General features: G+C 59.9%; 15 protein-coding genes. 10 read left to right on the forward strand and 5 right to left on the reverse strand.

All coding sequences use genetic code 11. The annotated features are described in order from the left end of the window. Positions 1–533 precede the first annotated feature (533 nt). The 3 genes from HX875_RS11980 to HX875_RS11990 are packed head-to-tail and all read left to right on the forward strand — an operon-like array spanning position 534 to position 3164. On the forward strand, positions 534–1973 hold the full coding sequence (locus tag HX875_RS11980) for a cytochrome ubiquinol oxidase subunit I (RefSeq protein WP_177043356.1): 1440 nt from the start codon (positions 534–536) through the stop codon (positions 1971–1973). A gap of 3 nt (positions 1974–1976) precedes the next feature. After that, positions 1977–2984: a cytochrome d ubiquinol oxidase subunit II gene (gene cydB / locus HX875_RS11985; protein WP_008432810.1), complete on the forward strand. Its 1008-nt coding sequence runs from the start codon at positions 1977–1979 to the stop codon at positions 2982–2984. Between the two features lie 12 nt (positions 2985–2996). Further along, positions 2997–3164, forward strand: coding sequence for a DUF2474 domain-containing protein (locus HX875_RS11990; protein WP_003215809.1), 168 nt, complete (start codon positions 2997–2999; stop codon positions 3162–3164). Positions 3165–3205: 41 nt separating this feature from the next. Here HX875_RS11990 and HX875_RS11995 read toward each other — a convergent pair whose 3' ends face one another. Further along, positions 3206–4330, reverse strand: a complete 1125-nt coding sequence (locus HX875_RS11995) for a methyltransferase (protein WP_177043357.1) — start codon at positions 4328–4330, stop codon at positions 3206–3208. A 127-nt stretch (positions 4331–4457) separates the two neighbouring features. Beyond that, positions 4458–5168 (reverse strand): helix-turn-helix transcriptional regulator, encoded by a 711-nt coding sequence (locus HX875_RS12000; RefSeq protein WP_177043358.1) that lies wholly within the window; start codon positions 5166–5168, stop codon positions 4458–4460. 434 nt (positions 5169–5602) lie between these two features. Here HX875_RS12000 and HX875_RS12005 point away from each other — a divergent pair, with 434 nt between their 5' ends. Then, positions 5603–6379, forward strand: a complete 777-nt coding sequence (locus HX875_RS12005; protein ID WP_177043359.1) for a ferredoxin--NADP reductase — start codon at positions 5603–5605, stop codon at positions 6377–6379. A gap of 42 nt (positions 6380–6421) precedes the next feature. On the opposite strand, the gene mscL is transcribed toward HX875_RS12005, so the two are convergent. Beyond that, entirely contained in the window at positions 6422–6838 is a 417-nt protein-coding gene (mscL, locus tag HX875_RS12010) for a large-conductance mechanosensitive channel protein MscL (RefSeq protein ID WP_177043360.1), read from the reverse strand. A gap of 287 nt (positions 6839–7125) precedes the next feature. Here mscL and katB point away from each other — a divergent pair, with 287 nt between their 5' ends. The 3 genes from katB (at position 7126) to radA (ending at position 10714) form a co-directional block, all read left to right on the forward strand. After that, on the forward strand, positions 7126–8667 hold the full coding sequence (katB, locus tag HX875_RS12015; RefSeq protein WP_177043361.1) for a catalase KatB: 1542 nt from the start codon (positions 7126–7128) through the stop codon (positions 8665–8667). A gap of 104 nt (positions 8668–8771) precedes the next feature. Next, entirely contained in the window at positions 8772–9311 is a 540-nt protein-coding gene (locus HX875_RS12020; protein WP_177043362.1) for an ankyrin repeat domain-containing protein, read from the forward strand. A 35-nt stretch (positions 9312–9346) separates the two neighbouring features. After that, the gene (gene radA / locus HX875_RS12025) at positions 9347–10714 is read left to right on the forward strand and encodes a DNA repair protein RadA (protein WP_003215821.1); all 1368 of its coding nucleotides are present in this window, start codon (positions 9347–9349) and stop codon (positions 10712–10714) included. 127 nt (positions 10715–10841) lie between these two features. Here the strand turns inward: radA and HX875_RS12030 are convergent, their stop codons facing one another. Continuing rightward, positions 10842–11210, reverse strand: coding sequence for a PilZ domain-containing protein (locus HX875_RS12030; protein ID WP_177043363.1), 369 nt, complete (start codon positions 11208–11210; stop codon positions 10842–10844). A gap of 173 nt (positions 11211–11383) precedes the next feature. Between HX875_RS12030 and HX875_RS12035 the strand changes: the two genes are divergently transcribed. The 3 genes from HX875_RS12035 (at position 11384) to yjiA (ending at position 14749) form a co-directional block, all read left to right on the forward strand. Further along, on the forward strand, positions 11384–13450 hold the full coding sequence (locus HX875_RS12035; RefSeq protein WP_177043364.1) for a carbon starvation CstA family protein: 2067 nt from the start codon (positions 11384–11386) through the stop codon (positions 13448–13450). Between the two features lie 15 nt (positions 13451–13465). After that, on the forward strand, positions 13466–13663 hold the full coding sequence (locus HX875_RS12040; protein WP_003176208.1) for a YbdD/YjiX family protein: 198 nt from the start codon (positions 13466–13468) through the stop codon (positions 13661–13663). A gap of 126 nt (positions 13664–13789) precedes the next feature. Then, positions 13790–14749, forward strand: coding sequence for a GTPase (gene yjiA, locus HX875_RS12045; protein ID WP_177043365.1), 960 nt, complete (start codon positions 13790–13792; stop codon positions 14747–14749). Positions 14750–14932: 183 nt separating this feature from the next. Here the strand turns inward: yjiA and glyA are convergent, their stop codons facing one another. Then, complete coding sequence (gene glyA / locus HX875_RS12050) at positions 14933–16186, reverse strand: serine hydroxymethyltransferase (protein WP_177043366.1); 1254 nt, start codon at positions 16184–16186, stop codon at positions 14933–14935. Positions 16187–16363 lie beyond the last annotated feature (177 nt).

Genomic DNA, 16363 nt, shown 5'->3' on the forward strand with positions numbered 1-16363 from the left:
ACATCAGATACACCGAGGTGATGCCATCGCAGGCAAGCCAGCTCCCACAGTTGACCGTGCCCGCTCTGGCTTCAGATGTTGATCTTGCCTTTGCTTCACCACACTCAAGCCGGCCTGTAGGCCGCTGTGCTCTGGCTTTTGATCTTGATTTTTTTTGACTGGGCCGGCATTCCGGCTTTTCAAAAGTGAGCCGCTGTAAGAGCGGAACCATAGGCGGCCGTTACCCAAATAACGGATATACACCCAGGGGCCCGCCCACCCCCACCACAGACAATCCCCACTCACCACTGAGGCAACCTGTCACGCGGCAAAAGACCACGCCTTGCTCACGCGAAAATGGGACTACTCTTTCAGCAATGCTTGATCCAGATCAAAACCCTCCCCCGGGATTGCTCTGGCGGCCGCAAGGCCAGAATCCCTGCGTGGCTGGTTAAAAAAAGAAACGAATTTAAATTCGCCACACTCCATATCCGTGGGGGCAGTGGGTGCAGGCCTCCAGCCAGCATTCGGTATTACCTGACAGAGGAAGACTTATGTTCGGTTTGGAGGCGCTAGATCTCGCCCGAATTCAATTCGCGTTCACCATTTCATTCCATATCCTGTTCCCGGCCATCACCATCGGCCTGGCCAGTTACCTCGCGGTACTGGAAGGCCTGTGGCTCAAGACCCACAACGACACCTACCGTGACCTCTACCATTTCTGGTCGAAGATCTTTGCCGTCAACTTCGGCATGGGCGTGGTCTCCGGTCTGGTCATGGCCTATCAGTTCGGCACCAACTGGAGCCGCTTCTCGGACTTCGCCGGCGCCGTCACCGGGCCGCTGCTGACGTACGAGGTGCTCACAGCCTTCTTCCTCGAGGCCGGTTTCCTGGGGGTCATGCTGTTCGGCTGGAACAAGGTCGGGCGCAAACTGCACTTCTTTGCCACGGTGATGGTGGCCGTCGGGACGCTGATCTCGACCTTCTGGATTCTCGCCTCCAACAGCTGGATGCAGACGCCGCAGGGCTTTGAAATCATTGATGGCCGGGTGATTCCTACCGACTGGCTGGCCGTGATCTTCAACCCGTCGTTCCCCTACCGCCTGATGCACATGGCCACGGCCGCGTTTGTCGCGACCGCGTTCTTCGTCGGCTCATCGGCAGCCTGGCACTTGCTGCGCGGCAAGGACAACCCGGCGATCCGCACCATGCTCTCGATGGCGATGTGGATGGCGCTGATTGTCGCGCCGATCCAGGCCGTCATCGGCGACTTCCACGGCCTCAATACCCTGAAGCATCAGCCGGCGAAGATCGCCGCGATTGAAGGCCACTGGGAAAATATCGGCAACGAACCCACGCCGCTGATCCTGTTCGGCTGGCCGGACATGAAGGCCGAGAAAACCCGATTTGCCGTGGAAATCCCGTACCTGGGCAGCCTGATCCTGACCCACTCCCTGGACAAACAGGTGCCGGCCCTCAAGGAGTTTCCGCCTGAGGACCGTCCCAACTCGACCATCGTGTTCTGGTCGTTCCGGGTCATGGTGGGCCTGGGCTTCCTGATGATCTTCACCGGCCTGTTCAGCCTCTGGCTGCGCAAGGGCGACAAGATGTACACGTCCAAGCCGTTCCTGTACCTGGCGTTGTGGATGGGCCCGTCCGGCCTGATCGCGATTCTCGCCGGTTGGTTCACCACCGAAATCGGTCGTCAGCCGTGGGTGGTCTACGGGCTGATGCGCACGGCGGACGCCTCGTCCAACCACAGCTTTGCGCAGATGAGCATTACGTTGGTGTTGTTTGTGGTGGTGTATTTCGCGCTGTTCGGTGCGGGCCTGGGCTACATGATGCGCCTGGTGCGCAAAGGGCCTGTGACCCACGAAAGCACCGAGCCCACCCACGGTGGCCCCGGGCAGAAACGCACACCGGCCCGTCCGTTGTCGGCGGCCGATGACAGCGGCGACGCCGATCACGGCGACACCTTGAACAAGGGGAACTGAGCCATGGGTATTGATCTTCCGCTGATCTGGGCCGTGATCATCATCTTCGGCATCATGATGTACGTGGTCATGGACGGCTTTGACCTGGGGATCGGCATTCTCTTCCCGTTCATCCCGGGCAAGACCGACCGTGACGTGATGATGAACACCGTCGCCCCCGTGTGGGACGGCAACGAAACCTGGCTGGTACTGGGGGGCGCGGCGCTGTTTGGCGCGTTCCCGCTGGCTTACTCGGTGGTGCTTTCGGCGCTGTACCTGCCGCTGATGCTGATGCTGATCGGGCTGATCTTTCGCGGCGTGGCCTTTGAGTTCCGCTTCAAGGCCAAGGACGACAAGCGTCACCTGTGGGACAAGGCCTTCATCGGTGGCTCGCTGGCTGCGACGTTCTTCCAGGGCGTGGCGCTGGGAGCGTTCATTGATGGCATCCCGGTGGTCGACCGCCAGTTTGCCGGCGGCTCACTGGACTGGCTGACGCCGTTCACCATGTTCTGCGGCGTGGCCCTGATCGTGGCGTATGCGCTGCTGGGTTGCACCTGGCTGATCATGAAGACCGAAGGCAGTTTGCAGGAGAAGATGCACAACCTGGCACGGCCCCTGGCATTCGTGGTGCTGGCGGTGATCGGTATCGTCAGCCTCTGGACGCCGCTGGCCCACCCGGAAATCGCTTCGCGCTGGTTCACCCTGCCGAATCTGTTCTGGTTCCTGCCGGTGCCGATCCTGGTGCTGGTGACCATGTACGGACTGATTCGCGCCGTGGCCCGCAACGCGCACTACACGCCGTTCCTGCTGACCCTGGTGCTTATCTTCCTCGGCTACAGCGGCCTGGGGATCAGCCTGTGGCCGAACATCATCCCGCCGTCGGTATCGATCTGGGACGCCGCCGCGCCGCCGCAAAGCCAGGGCTTCATGCTGGTGGGCACGCTGTTCATCATCCCGTTCATCCTGGGCTACACCTTCTGGAGCTACTACGTGTTCCGCGGCAAGGTCACCCATGAAGACGGTTATCACTAGGAGGATTGACTCATGTCCGGCAAACCTTCGTTGCACGACATCGAACAGGCCGAGAAAAAGCCGCTCTGGCAGCGCCTGGGCTGGCTGGCGATGATCTGGACCGGGAGCGTCCTGGCCCTGTTCGTGGTGGCCAGCCTGATGCGCATGTTCATGAATGCCGCAGGCCTGACCACCCACTGACATCCCGTAGTACCTATTGCCCTCCTTAATGGAGGGCTTTTTTATTTGCGCGCCTTGAGAATCACGAACTTGGGCGTGGTCGCCACTTGCTCGACGCCGCGGAACAGACGCGCCAGCTTGGTGTGGTAACCCAGGTGACGGTTGCCGACTATATAGAGCGCGCCGCCCACCACCAGGGCTTCCCGCGCCTGCTGGAACATGCGCCAGGCGAGGAAGTCGCCCACCACTTGTTGCTGGTGGAAGGGCGGGTTGCACAGCACCACATCCAGGGATTGCGGCGCTTGATCGGCAAGGCCGTCGCCGGCGTGAATCAGCACCTCGCGCTCGCCCAGCGCCGCGCGCCAGTTCTCGGTAGCCGATTGCACGGCCATGTAGGACTCATCCACCAGCGTGTAGTGCGCCTCGGGGTTCTGCAGCGCGCTGGCAATCGCCAATACACCGTTGCCACAGCCCAGGTCCGCCACGCGGGCGCCGCCCAGGTTCTGTGGCAAGTGCGGCAGGAACGCACGGGTGCCGATGTCCAGCCCTTCGCGGCAGAACACGTTGGCGTGGTTGAGCAGTTCGATGGCCGGGGTTTCCAGGCTGTAGCGCGTAGGGTAGGGCGACACGGCGTGTGGCCGTTCGGCCAGGGTGGCGATCAGCAGACGGGCTTTTTTGACCGCCAGCGAAGCGTGCATCGGCCCGATATAGCGCTCCAGCAATTCACCGGCGGCGCGCGGCAGGTGCTTGACCATCGCCCCGGCGATCACCTCGGCACCAGGGGCCAGTTGGCCTTGCAGGCGAATCAGTTGTTCTTCGAGCAGGGCCAGGGTCTTGGGCACGCGGATCAGCACGCGGTCGAACGGCCCGGTCGGTGTCTGGCTGGCGGGCAGGAACGTTACCGCGTCGAAGGCCTTGCCGTTGCGCGCCAGGTTTTTTTCAAGGCCCAGGGCCCCCAGGAACGAGTCGCCGCTGGAGGTGACCTGCACATGCCCTTCGAGGCTGGCCGCCAGGGCGCCGAAACTGTCGTTGAGCACCAGCACGCGGGTCGCAGGCGCCGGCTGTTGTTCCGCCAGGTGGCTGAGCAAGTATTCATCGGCTGCATCAAACGCCTGCAACGGGTCGTTGTGCTGTTCGGGCTGGCGGATCAGGTCGAGTTGGGCGAAGGGGCTGTCGAGCAGGGGCATGGCGCGGGAGACTCTGGGTAAGCGAACCATCTGGGTGAACGGCGACGCGGGGCCCATTGAGCTGGCGTCATCACCCGGAACTGGCTGCAAATGTTACGTTTTTTTCGAGGGGATTACATTCGGTGTTTCAAAACAGGCCGGCTTTCACGGCGGTGATCACGGCGGCAATCTTGTTGTTGACCCCAAGCTTCTTCATGGCGCTGCTGATGTGAAACCCCACGGTGCGTTCCGAAAGGCAAAGGATTGTGGCGATGTCCGAGGCGGTTTTGCCCATGGCCGACCATTGCAGGATTTCGGTCTCGCGCGGGGTCAGCTTGCTGGGAGCTTGCAGGCTGGGCTTGTCGGCGTACTTCTGCGCCACCACCGCGTGCAGGGCGTGACACAGCCAAAGCGCCTGCCCGGCTTTCTCATACAGCTCTTCAGGGCTTACGGGGCGGGTGTCACGTCCCAGGCTCAGCATGCTGAACACACCTTGAAAGTCATGCACCGATTGGGTCCATCCGAACTTCAAGCCATAAGACTGGGAATGAACCCATAGGTCCGGCACGGTGGAAAAGGTTTTCTCGTCCCATACGATCGGCAGCACCGAGCGCTTGCAATGGGCCACGATGGGGTCCAGGTCAAAGTAGTTTTCTTGTTTGTAGAGAGTGTTCCACTCATTTGAGTAGTTGTTTATTCGAACTGTCTTCGTCTGATTGGTTGGAAGATGAGCACTAAGTGTGAATGCGCAGTATTGAAAGTCGAGCTCGTAGGTAAGGTTCAGGGCTGCTTCATACATGCTGGTGATTTCGCTCTCGCCTTCCAGTTTGGGTAGCCGAGTATTGCGCCAGTTGACCATTGGTAACTCTCCATGGGTTTACACCTTTACCGTTGAATGGGTACTGCTCGGTCCCTTAGTTCGGCACGAAACCAATTGTAGGACATGGACCACAGCTCAAAATGAAAATTTGGACAGGCGTTCAGTAGGGGGGCAATTTTACAAACCTGACTGCTTGTACAAGTTGTGTTTATTCAGCGAGTTTTTTCTAATATTTTTAACAGCTTAGTGATAGTGTTATTTTGATGTTGTTTATATGCGCCCCCTCATCTGATAGCTGATGTGAAACATTCTAATAGCTAAATGATTAGTCAGAATTATAAGCTTGCTATTTATGTGTTTTCAGACACAACTGCGGCCCAAGGCCTTCGCAGAGGCAATGCCAGTACAAACCGGCGGTGTTTCCCTGCGCCGCTTTGAGGGACACTAGGGGCCTGTGCAAAACGGAGTTCCCCATGACGGCCAGCGCTGAAAAATTCACCCGCCAGACGTTGCTTGACGTGCAATCCCTGACCCCCAGCCTGTTTACTCTGCGTACGACCCGGGACCCGGGCTTTCGTTTTCGCGCCGGGCAATTCGTGCGCCTGGGCGTCACCAAGGCCGACGGCAGTATTGTGTGGCGTGCCTATTCGGTGGTCTCCTCGCCTTTTGATGAGCACCTGGACTTCTTCTCCATCGTGGTGCCAGGCGGCGAGTTCACCAGTGAACTGAGCCGCCTGTGCGAAGGCGATACCTTGCTGGTGGAGCGCCAGGCCACAGGCTTCCTGACCCTTGACCGGTTTGTGGACGGTCGCGATCTCTGGCTGTTGGGCACCGGGACCGGCATTGCGCCGTTTCTGTCGATCCTGCAGGACTTCGAGGTGTGGGAAAAATTCGAGCGCATCATCCTGGTCTACAGCGCGCGGGAGGCCAGGGAATTGGCGTACCAGTCACTGATTCACGAGTTGGGTGAGCGCGAGTACCTGGCGGAGTACGCCCACAAGCTCACCTACGTTCCCATCGTCACCCGTGAGCAACATCCGGGCGCATTGAATGGTAGGGTCACCACGCTGATCGAGAATGGCGAGCTGGAGCGCGCTGCCGGCGTCGAGCTGACGCCCGAGCATTCCAGGGTAATGATTTGCGGCAACCCGCAGATGATCGATGACACGCGCCAGTTGCTCAAACAGCGCGACATGCAACTGAGCCTGGCCCGCCGCCCCGGCCAGGTGGCGGTAGAAAACTACTGGTAAAACAAAGGCGCCCTGCAGGCGCCTTTGTTTTATTTGCCGAGCTTACTCGGGCTTGCTGTTCTGTGCCTTGAGCAGATCGCGGATCTCTCCCAGCAGCTCTTCTTCCTTGGTCGGGACCGGCGGCAGGCTAGGCGCTACGGCCTCTTCACGCTTCAGGCGGTTGATGGCCTTCACGCCCATGAAGATCGCAAACGCGACGATCACAAAGTCGATCACGCTCTGGATGAACTTGCCGTACGCCAGCACCACCGCTGGCGCATCGCCCTGGGCGGCCTTGAGTGTTACAGCCAGGTCTCCAAAGTCCACGCCACCGATCAACAGGCCGATAGGGGGCATCACCACGTCGCCTACAAACGAGGAAACAATCTTTCCGAAGGCGGCGCCGATGATAATACCGACGGCCATGTCGACCACATTACCTTTGACCGCGAAGGCCTTGAACTCACTTAACACGCCCATAGGTTATTCCTTGTTACAGATGAGGAGGGTAGAAGCCAGTGTAAGACAGTGTGGCGAGGCCTGCTCGACACAACTGCTAACAGTGTCAGTTTTTATCGACACACTAAATTGCAAATAGTTTGCAAAGTGCCACCAATCGCGCGCGGAATACCCGCTATTTCAGGGGGTTACCACACTATTTTCTTTATCGGGGTGGTACGGCTTTTCTATTTATCTTCTGACTCGCGGGTCACTAGCCTCTGGCAAGCACAACTCAATGTGCACTAAAAAAACCAGAGGATACCTCGATGAAAAACCCTATTAGCCGCGGGCCTATTTCTGCGCGACAGGTGCTGCTCGTAATGGGCGCCAGTCTTCTTTCGCTGTCCGTACACGCCGCCAACCTCACCCGCGATAATGGCGCGGCGGTGGGTGACAATCAGAACTCGCAAACCGCCGGTGCCAATGGCCCGGTGCTGTTGCAGGATGTGCAACTGATCCAGAAGTTGCAGCGCTTTGACCGCGAGCGTATTCCGGAGCGCGTGGTGCATGCCCGTGGCACCGGTGCCCACGGTACGTTCACCGTCACCGACAACCTCAGCGACCTGACCAAGGCCAAGGTGTTTGCCGCCGGCGAAGCCACGCCGGTATTTGTGCGCTTCTCTGCGGTCGTTCACGGCAACCATTCCCCGGAAACCCTGCGCGACCCGCGCGGCTTCGCCACCAAGTTCTACACCGCCGAAGGCAACTGGGACCTGGTTGGCAACAACTTTCCGACGTTCTTTATTCGCGACGCCATCAAGTTCCCGGACATGGTTCACGCCTTTAAACCGGACCCGCGCACTAACCTGGATGACGACTCCCGTCGTTTTGACTTCTTCTCCCATGTTCCGGAGTCCACCCGCACGCTGACGGAGCTATATTCCGACTCCGGCACTCCCGCCAGTTATCGCGAGATGGACGGCAACGGCGTACATGCCTATAAGTTGATTAACGCCAAAGGCGAAGTGCACTACGTCAAGTTTCACTGGAAAAGTTTGCAAGGCATCAAGAATCTCGATCCCAAACAAGTGGTTGAAGTTCAGGGGCGTGATTACAGCCACATGACTAATGATTTGGTCACGCACATTAACAAGGGCGACTTCCCGAAGTGGGACTTGTATGTGCAAGTGTTGAAACCTGAGGACTTGGTCAAGTTTGATTTCGACCCGCTGGACGCCACCAAGATCTGGCCAAATGTGCCGGAACGCAAAGTTGGGCAAATGGTGCTGAACCGCAACCCGGCCAACGTCTTCCAGGAAACCGAACAAGTGGCCATGGCCCCGGCCAACCTGGTGCCGGGCATCGAGCCGTCGGAAGACCGCCTGCTGCAAGGCCGGGTGTTCTCCTACGCCGATACGCAAATGTACCGCCTGGGGCCAAATGCCCTGCAACTGCCGATCAACGCCCCACGGGTGACCGTCAACAACGGTAACCAGGACGGCGCGATGAACTTCGGTAAAACCACCACCGGCGTGAACTACCAGCCAAGCCGCCTGATGCCACGGGAAGAGCCGCAAACTGCCCGTTACAGCCAGTCGGTGCTGTCGGGCAGCACCCAGCAGGCGAAGATCCAGCGTGAACAGAACTTCAAGCAGGCCGGTGATTTGTATCGCTCGTTCAACAAGAAAGAGCGTGAGGACTTGATCGAGAACTTCGGCGGCTCATTGGCCACCACCGATGACGAGAGCAAGCACATCATCCTGTCGTTCCTTTATAAGGCTGATCCGGAGTACGGCACCGGCGTGACCAAAGTGGCCAAGGGCGACCTGGCCCGCGTTAAAGCACTGGCCGAAAAGCTGACCGACTAACCGCCCACGCTCCCTGCAGGAGCCGGCTTGCCGGCGATAGCGCCCACAAGTACGCCATCGCCGGCAAGCCGGCTCCTACAGGGGCACATCACTGAGAATTTGCCATGCGAATCTTTATAGGCGCTGTCCTTGCGTGTTTGTCGTTCAGCGTATTGGCCGAACAAGCTGACCCGGCCGCGCTTAAGGCACAACTGCAGGATTACTACTTCGACGCCGCCCGCCGTGGCGACGTGGACATGCTCAACACCTTTATCGAATCCGGTTATTCGCTGAACACCCAGGACGAAAAAGGCTACACCGCGCTGATTCTCGCCGCCTATCACGGCGAAGGTGCCTACGTGGACCGATTGCTCGCCGCCGGCGCCGACGCCTGCGTGCAAGACAAGCGCGGCAACACCGCGTTGATGGGCGCGATCTTCAAGGGAGAGCTGAAAATCGCCCAACGCCTGCTCGCCACCGACTGCAACCCTGACCAGCGCAACGGCGCCGGACAAACGGCAGCCATGTACGCCGGGCTGTTCAAACGCGTGGAACTGCTGGATGAGCTGAAAGCCAAGGGCGCCGATCTGAATGCCGAAGACCCGATCGGTAACAGCGCTTCACGTTTGGCCAGTGGTGAAATCCGTACCCCGGCGCCGCGCTGAGCTATCATCGCGGTTTTTCGGTTGGAGGTTCTCAAATGGCAAAGGCCAAGCGCATGTATGGCTGCACGGAGTGCGGCGCGACCTTTCCCAAGTGGGCCGGCCAGTGCACTGAGTGCGGTGCGTGGAACACCCTGACCGAAACCATGATTGAAAGTGGCGGCGCCGTGGCCCCCAGCGGCCGCTCCGGCTGGACCGGGCAACAAACCCAGATCAAGACCCTGGCCGAAGTCAGCGTCGAAGAAATCCCGCGTTTCTCCACGGCCTCCGGTGAACTCGACAGGGTGCTGGGCGGCGGCCTGGTGGACGGCTCGGTGGTGCTGATCGGCGGTGACCCGGGCATCGGTAAATCCACGATCCTGCTGCAAACCCTGTGCAGCATCGCCAGCCGCATGCCGGCGCTGTACGTCACCGGTGAAGAGTCCCAGCAGCAGGTGGCCATGCGCGCCCGTCGCCTGGGCTTGCCTCAGGACCAGTTGCGGGTGATGACCGAAACCTGCATCGAAAGCATCATCGCCACCGCGCGCCTGGAAAAGCCCAAGGTGATGGTGATCGACTCGATTCAGACGATTTTCACCGAACAATTGCAATCGGCGCCGGGTGGCGTGTCCCAGGTGCGGGAAAGTGCCGCGTTACTGGTGCGTTATGCGAAACAGAGTGGTACGGCGATTTTCCTGGTGGGCCATGTGACTAAAGAAGGCGCGCTGGCCGGGCCACGGGTGTTGGAGCATATGGTCGACACCGTGCTGTATTTCGAAGGCGAGTCCGACGGCCGCTTGCGTTTGCTGCGGGCGGTGAAGAACCGTTTTGGCGCGGTCAATGAACTGGGCGTGTTCGCCATGACCGACCGGGGTTTGAAAGAAGTCTCCAACCCGTCAGCGATTTTTCTCACCCGCGCCCAGGAAGAAGTTCCGGGCAGTGTGGTGATGGCAACGTGGGAGGGTACCCGTCCGATGCTGGTGGAAGTCCAGGCGCTGGTGGATGACAGCCACCTGGCCAACCCGCGTCGTGTCACCTTGGGCCTGGATCAGAACCGCCTGGCGATGTTGCTGGCGGTACTGCACCGCCATGGCGGGATTCCCACCCATGACCAGGACGTGTTCCTCAACGTGGTGGGCGGGGTCAAGGTGCTGGAGACCGCGTCTGACCTGGCCTTGATGGCGGCGGTGATGTCCAGCCTGCGCAACCGGCCGTTGCCCCATGACCTGCTGGTGTTCGGTGAAGTGGGGCTGTCGGGTGAAGTGCGCCCGGTGCCCAGCGGCCAGGAGCGCCTGAAGGAAGCGGCCAAGCACGGCTTCAAGCGCGCCATCGTGCCCAAGGGCAATGCACCGAAGGAAATGCCGCCGGGCTTGCAGGTGATCGGGGTGACGCGCCTGGAGCAGGCGCTGGATGCCCTCTTCGAATAGTCGGCTACAACCCGGTCCCCTGTAGGAGCTGGCTTGCCTGCGATAGCGGTGGGTCAGGTTGCATATCCATTAGTTGATACACCGCTATCGCAGGCAAGCCAGCTCCCACACTGATTCAGGTTGAGGCTTATATCTCCAGCAAGGCGGCGAATTCCCGCTCCAACTCTGCCTGATCGCCGAGGTTCAGCTCGATTATCCGCCGTAGGTGGCTGATCGAGTCGAGGTCGATGTGCTCGCACACAAAGCCCAGTTGCCCATGATCGTCATGGGTCAGCCGCACTTGCATCTTCACATCGGTCTCGGCGTCCAGGTGAATGTCCACGTCGAACGATTCGTAGCGATGGCCCTGCCAGCCTTCGGGCCGTTGCACCAGCAGTCCCTTGAGGGACAAATCCACCAGTTGCACCGGCCAGACATGGCCGTCTTGCGTAAGCTCGGTCTTGGCATCGAAGGCAATCCGTCGGAAACGGCGTCGGTCTGAAGGCTGTTCGCTCATGGTAAAACCCTCTGTGGATAAGAGAATTGTAGCCCTGCGCCATCATGGGGCGATTATTTCTGCTTTTTTCGCCCCCGCAAGGCTCTAGACCAACGTAGGGGGGTGGCCTTTAAGGCCAGTAGCGCTAAACTCGGGATGGCTGTCTTTCTGTCCACCCTGGCTGGAATATAAAAATGAAAAATAATAATAGCCTGCTACGCCATCTACCCTGGCTGCTGCTGGCAATCGTAGGAGCGTGCGCCCTGGGCGTAGTGGCCTTGCGCCGCGGCGAGGCGATCAACGCCTTGTGGATTGTGGTCGCAGCAGTGGCCATTTATCTGGTTGCTTACCGTTACTACAGTCTGTTCATCGCTAACCATGTGATGCAGCTCGATCCACTGCGGGCTACCCCCGCTGTGCTCAACAACGACGGTCTGGACTATGTGCCGACCAACAAACACATCCTTTTCGGCCACCACTTCGCGGCAATCGCCGGCGCAGGGCCGTTGGTCGGCCCGGTATTGGCGGCGCAGATGGGTTATCTGCCCGGCACCTTGTGGCTGATCGCCGGCGTGGTGCTGGCGGGCGCGGTGCAGGACTTCATGGTCCTGTTCCTGTCCACCCGTCGCAACGGCCGTTCCCTGGGCGACATGGTCCGCGAAGAAATGGGCCGCGTGCCCGGCACCATCGCGCTGTTTGGCTGCTTCCTGATCATGATCATCATCCTCGCGGTGCTGGCGCTGATCGTGGTCAAGGCCCTGGCCGAAAGCCCGTGGGGCATCTTCACGGTGATGGCGACCATCCCGATCGCGATGTTCATGGGCATCTACATGCGCTACATCCGCCCGGGCCGCATCGGCGAAATCTCGATTGTCGGCGTGCTGTTGCTGCTGGGCTCGATCTGGCTGGGCGGGCAGATTGCCGCTGACCCGGTGTGGGCCAAGGCCTTCAGCTTCACCGGGATCCAGATCACCTGGATGCTGGTGGGTTATGGCTTTGTGGCTGCGGTGCTGCCGGTGTGGCTGATCCTCGCGCCACGTGACTACCTGTCTACTTTCCTGAAAATCGGCACCATCATCGCCCTGGCGATTGGCATCCTGGTGACCATGCCCGATCTGAAAATGCCGGCGCTGACCCAGTTTATCGATGGCACCGGCCCGGTGTGGAAGGGCGGTCTGTTCCCGTTCCTGTTCATCACCATCGCCTGCGGCGCGGTCTCGGGTTTCCACGCACTGATCTCCTCGGGCACTACGCCCAAGTTGCTGGCCAGTGAAGGGCACGCCCGTTACATCGGCTACGGCGGCATGCTGATGGAGTCATTCGTGGCCATCATGGCAATGGTTGCCGCTTCGGTGATCGAGCCAGGCGTGTACTTCGCCATGAACAGCCCGGCCGCGATTGTCGGCGCTGATGTGGTTACCGTTGCGCAAACCATCAGCAGCTGGGGTTTTGCAATTACCCCGGAAGCGTTGCAGGCAGTGGCCCATGACATCGGCGAGTCCACCATCCTGGCCCGTGCCGGCGGTGCGCCGACCCTGGCGGTCGGTATCGCGCAGATCCTGCACAGTGTGCTGCCGGGTGAAAACACCATGGCGTTCTGGTACCACTTTGCGATCCTGTTCGAAGCGCTGTTCATCCTGACCGCTGTCGACGCCGGTACCCGTGCCGGTCGCTTCATGCTCCAGGACCTGCTCGGCTCCTTCGTACCGGCGCTCAAGCGTACCGAGTCCTGGACGGCCAACCTGATTGCCACCGCAGGTTGCGTGGCGATGTGGGGTTACCTGCTGTACCAAGGCGTTATCGACCCACTGGGCGGCATCAACACCTTGTGGCCGCTGTTCGGTATCTCCAACCAGATGCTGGCCGGTATCGCGCTGATGCTCGCCACTGTTGTGCTGATCAAAATGAAACGCCAGCGCTACATCTGGGTGACCATGCTGCCGGCTGTCTGGCTGCTGATCTGCACCGTGACCGCAGGCTTCATCAAGCTGTTCGACGCCAACCCGGCGATCGGCTTCCTGTCGCTGGCCAAGAAATACAGCGATGCCCTGGCCGCCGGCCAGATCCTCGCACCGGCCAAGAGCATCGACCAGATGCAACACGTGATCTGGAACGCCTACACCAACGCAACGCTGACGGCGCTGTTCCTGTTCGTGGTCTTCAGCATCCTGTTCTATGCGCTCAAGGTCGGCATTGCCGCCTGGGGCAAAAAGGAACGTACGGATAAAGAAGCGCCATACCAGGCCATCCCGGACGCTTGATAGAGGATTGCAATCATGTTCAATGACATCAGTCGCCTCGGTAAATACCTCGGTCAGGCCGCGCGCCTGATGGTCGGCATGCCCGACTACGACACCTACGTCGAGCATATGCAAACCAAACACCCGGACAAGCCGATGATGGACTACAAGGCGTTCTTCAGGGAACGCCAGGAAGCCCGTTACGGCGGCAAGGGTGGGCCCAAGTGCTGTTGAAGCACCGCGCTTGAACCCAACACCACTACTGTAGGAGCCCGGCTTGCCGGCGATAGCGATCTTCAGACCGCCATCGCCGGCAAGCCGGGCTCCTACATTTCTTTTAGCGAATGGGAGATCGTTGTTTTGTTAACCCCCATCCCCGTCACCGTCCTCAGCGGCTTTCTCGGCGCTGGCAAGACCACCTTGTTGTGCCACCTGCTCAAGGCCGAGCACGGCTTGAAAATCGCCGTGATCGAAAACGAATTCAGCGACGCCGGTATCGACACCCAACTGTTGGGTACCGAGCCGGTGCAAGTCATGACCCTGTCCAATGGCTGCGTCTGCTGCACCATCCACACCGACCTGACCAAGGCCCTGTACCTGCTGCTGGAGCGCCTGGACAGCGGCGAGATTGCCTTCGACCGGCTGGTGATCGAGTGCACCGGCCTGGCCGACCCAGCGCCAGTGGCGCAAACCTTTTTCATCGATGAAGAACTGCGCGAGCGCTACATCCTCGACGGCATCATTACCCTGGTGGACGCGGCCCACGCCGAGCACCACCTGACCCAGACCATCGCCCAGGCGCAGATCGGTTTCGCCGACCGCCTGCTGGTGAGCAAGCGCGACCTGGTGGACGACGCCACGTTCGACGCCCTCAGCGAGCGCCTGACCCGCATCAACCGCCGCGCACCGATTCGTGTGGTGGAACACGGCAAGATCGACCTCGGCGAACTGCTGGACGTGCGCGGCTTCAACCTGAATGCCGGCATGAGCCTGCGCCCGGTGAGCCAGGCGCCGTCCATCGACCGCATATCCAGCCTGGTGCTGCGCACTGACCAGCCGCTGGATATCGACAAACTCAGCGAGTTCATGAACGAATTGCTGGAAGACCACGGCAAGCAACTGCTGCGCTACAAAGGCGTGCTGAACATTGCCGGGGAAGACCGGCGCATGGTGTTCCAGGGCGTGCTGAAGCTCTACGGGTTCGATTGGGACACCGAATGGGCCGAAGGCGAGCTGCGGGAAAGTGTGATTGTGTTTATTGCCGATGAGTTGCCGGAAGAGAAGATTCGCGAAGGCTTTGCACGGGTCTATCAACGCTGACTTGAAATGCGGTCAATGTGGGAGCTGGCTTGCCTGCGATAGCAGTGTGTCAGTCACAGGTGTATCAACTGGCACACCGCTATCGCAGGCAAGCCAGCTCCCACACTTAACCGTATTTCAATTTGAAAACCGGCATAAAAAAGCCCGGCTCTTGAGCCGGGCTTTTTATTCAAGCTACTGCAATCAAGCGCCGTATACCGGCAGCTTCTTGCAGATGGCCTTGACCTTCTCACGAACAGCATCAATCACTGCGTCGTTGTTCAGGTCCGCCAGGATGTCGCAGATCCAGCCAGCCAGTTCCTTGCACTCTGCTTCCTTGAAGCCACGAGTGGTCACAGCCGGGGTGCCGAAGCGCAGGCCGGAGGTGACGAACGGCGAACGTGGGTCGTTCGGTACGGAGTTCTTGTTCACGGTGATGAAGGCTTTGCCCAGTGCGGCGTCAGCGTCTTTACCGGAGATGTCCTGCTTGATCAGGGACAACAGGAACAGGTGGTTCTCGGTACCGCCGGACACCACGTCAAAACCGCGCTCGATGAACACGCCCGCCATGGCCTTGGCGTTTTTCACCACTTGCTGCTGGTAGGTCTTGAACTCTGGCTGCAGCGCTTCCTTGAAGCAGATCGCCTTGGCAGCGATCACGTGCTCCAGCGGGCCACCCTGGCCACCTGGGAACACAGCGGAGTTCAGCTTCTTCTCGATCTCGGCGTTGGCACGCGCCAGGATCAGGCCGCCACGTGGACCGCGCAGGGTCTTGTGGGTAGTGGTGGTCACTACGTCAGCAAATGGAACCGGGTTCGGGTAGACACCAGCGGCGACCAGACCGGCCACGTGAGCCATGTCGACGAACAGGTAGGCGCCCACCTTGTCAGCGATTTCGCGGAAGCGTGGGAAATCCAGGATCTGCGAGTAGGCAGAGAAACCGGCCACGATCATTTTTGGCTTGTGCTCAACCGCCAGGCGCTCGACTTCGTCGTAGTCGATCAGGCCGTTGCCGTCGATGCCGTACTGAACGGCGTTGTACAGCTTGCCGGAGGAGGAAACGCTGGCGCCGTGGGTCAGGTGACCGCCGTGGGCCAGGCTCATGCCCAGGATGGTGTCGCCCGCTTGCAGCAGGGCCAGGTAGACGGCGCTGTTGGCCTGGGAGCCGGCGTGTGGCTGGACGTTGGCGTAATCGGCGCCGAACAGTTCCTTGGCGCGGTCGATGGCCAGTTGCTCAACGATGTCGACGTACTCGCAACCACCGTAGTAACGCTTGCCCGGGTAGCCTTCGGCGTACTTGTTGGTCAGAACCGAACCTTGAGCCTCCATAACCGCAGGGCTGGTGTAGTTTTCCGAAGCGATCAGCTCAATGTGCTCTTCCTGGCGCACGGCTTCTTGCTCCATGGCGGCAAAGAGATCGGCGTCGTACTTGGCAATAGTCAAATCACGGCTGAACATGGCGGTCCTCAAGGATCGGGGGCAGAAAAGAAGCGCATTCTAACCCAATGGGTTTTAGATGGCATATGAAAGGACATCATGTCGCGGACAAGCGGGGCTCACGTAGCCCCGTAGCCCCGTAGCCCCGTAGCAGCTGTCGAGCGCCAGCGAGGCTGCGTCGGCAGCGACTCGGTCCAG

Origin of the sequence: Pseudomonas yamanorum (assembly GCF_013386765.1) — a bacterium.
Lineage (GTDB): Bacteria > Pseudomonadota > Gammaproteobacteria > Pseudomonadales > Pseudomonadaceae > Aquipseudomonas > Aquipseudomonas yamanorum_A.

Bases quoted from the DNA above. Each gene is read 5' to 3' on its own strand.
- katB (WP_177043361.1), top strand. From the start codon at position 7,126: ATGAAAAACCCTATTAGCCGCGGGCCTATTTCTGCGCGACAGGTGCTG.
- radA (WP_003215821.1), top strand. From the start codon at position 9,347: ATGGCAAAGGCCAAGCGCATGTATGGCTGCACGGAGTGCGGCGCGACC.
- HX875_RS12000 (WP_177043358.1), bottom strand. From the start codon at position 5,168: ATGGTCAACTGGCGCAATACTCGGCTACCCAAACTGGAAGGCGAGAGC.
- HX875_RS12040 (WP_003176208.1), top strand. From the start codon at position 13,466: ATGTTCAATGACATCAGTCGCCTCGGTAAATACCTCGGTCAGGCCGCG.
- HX875_RS11990 (WP_003215809.1), top strand. From the start codon at position 2,997: ATGTCCGGCAAACCTTCGTTGCACGACATCGAACAGGCCGAGAAAAAG.
- HX875_RS12035 (WP_177043364.1), top strand. From the start codon at position 11,384: ATGAAAAATAATAATAGCCTGCTACGCCATCTACCCTGGCTGCTGCTG.
- glyA (WP_177043366.1), bottom strand. From the start codon at position 16,186: ATGTTCAGCCGTGATTTGACTATTGCCAAGTACGACGCCGATCTCTTT.
- cydB (WP_008432810.1), top strand. From the start codon at position 1,977: ATGGGTATTGATCTTCCGCTGATCTGGGCCGTGATCATCATCTTCGGC.
- mscL (WP_177043360.1), bottom strand. From the start codon at position 6,838: ATGGGCGTGTTAAGTGAGTTCAAGGCCTTCGCGGTCAAAGGTAATGTG.
- HX875_RS11995 (WP_177043357.1), bottom strand. From the start codon at position 4,330: ATGCCCCTGCTCGACAGCCCCTTCGCCCAACTCGACCTGATCCGCCAG.
- HX875_RS12005 (WP_177043359.1), top strand. From the start codon at position 5,603: ATGACGGCCAGCGCTGAAAAATTCACCCGCCAGACGTTGCTTGACGTG.
- HX875_RS11980 (WP_177043356.1), top strand. From the start codon at position 534: ATGTTCGGTTTGGAGGCGCTAGATCTCGCCCGAATTCAATTCGCGTTC.
- HX875_RS12020 (WP_177043362.1), top strand. From the start codon at position 8,772: ATGCGAATCTTTATAGGCGCTGTCCTTGCGTGTTTGTCGTTCAGCGTA.
- HX875_RS12030 (WP_177043363.1), bottom strand. From the start codon at position 11,210: ATGAGCGAACAGCCTTCAGACCGACGCCGTTTCCGACGGATTGCCTTC.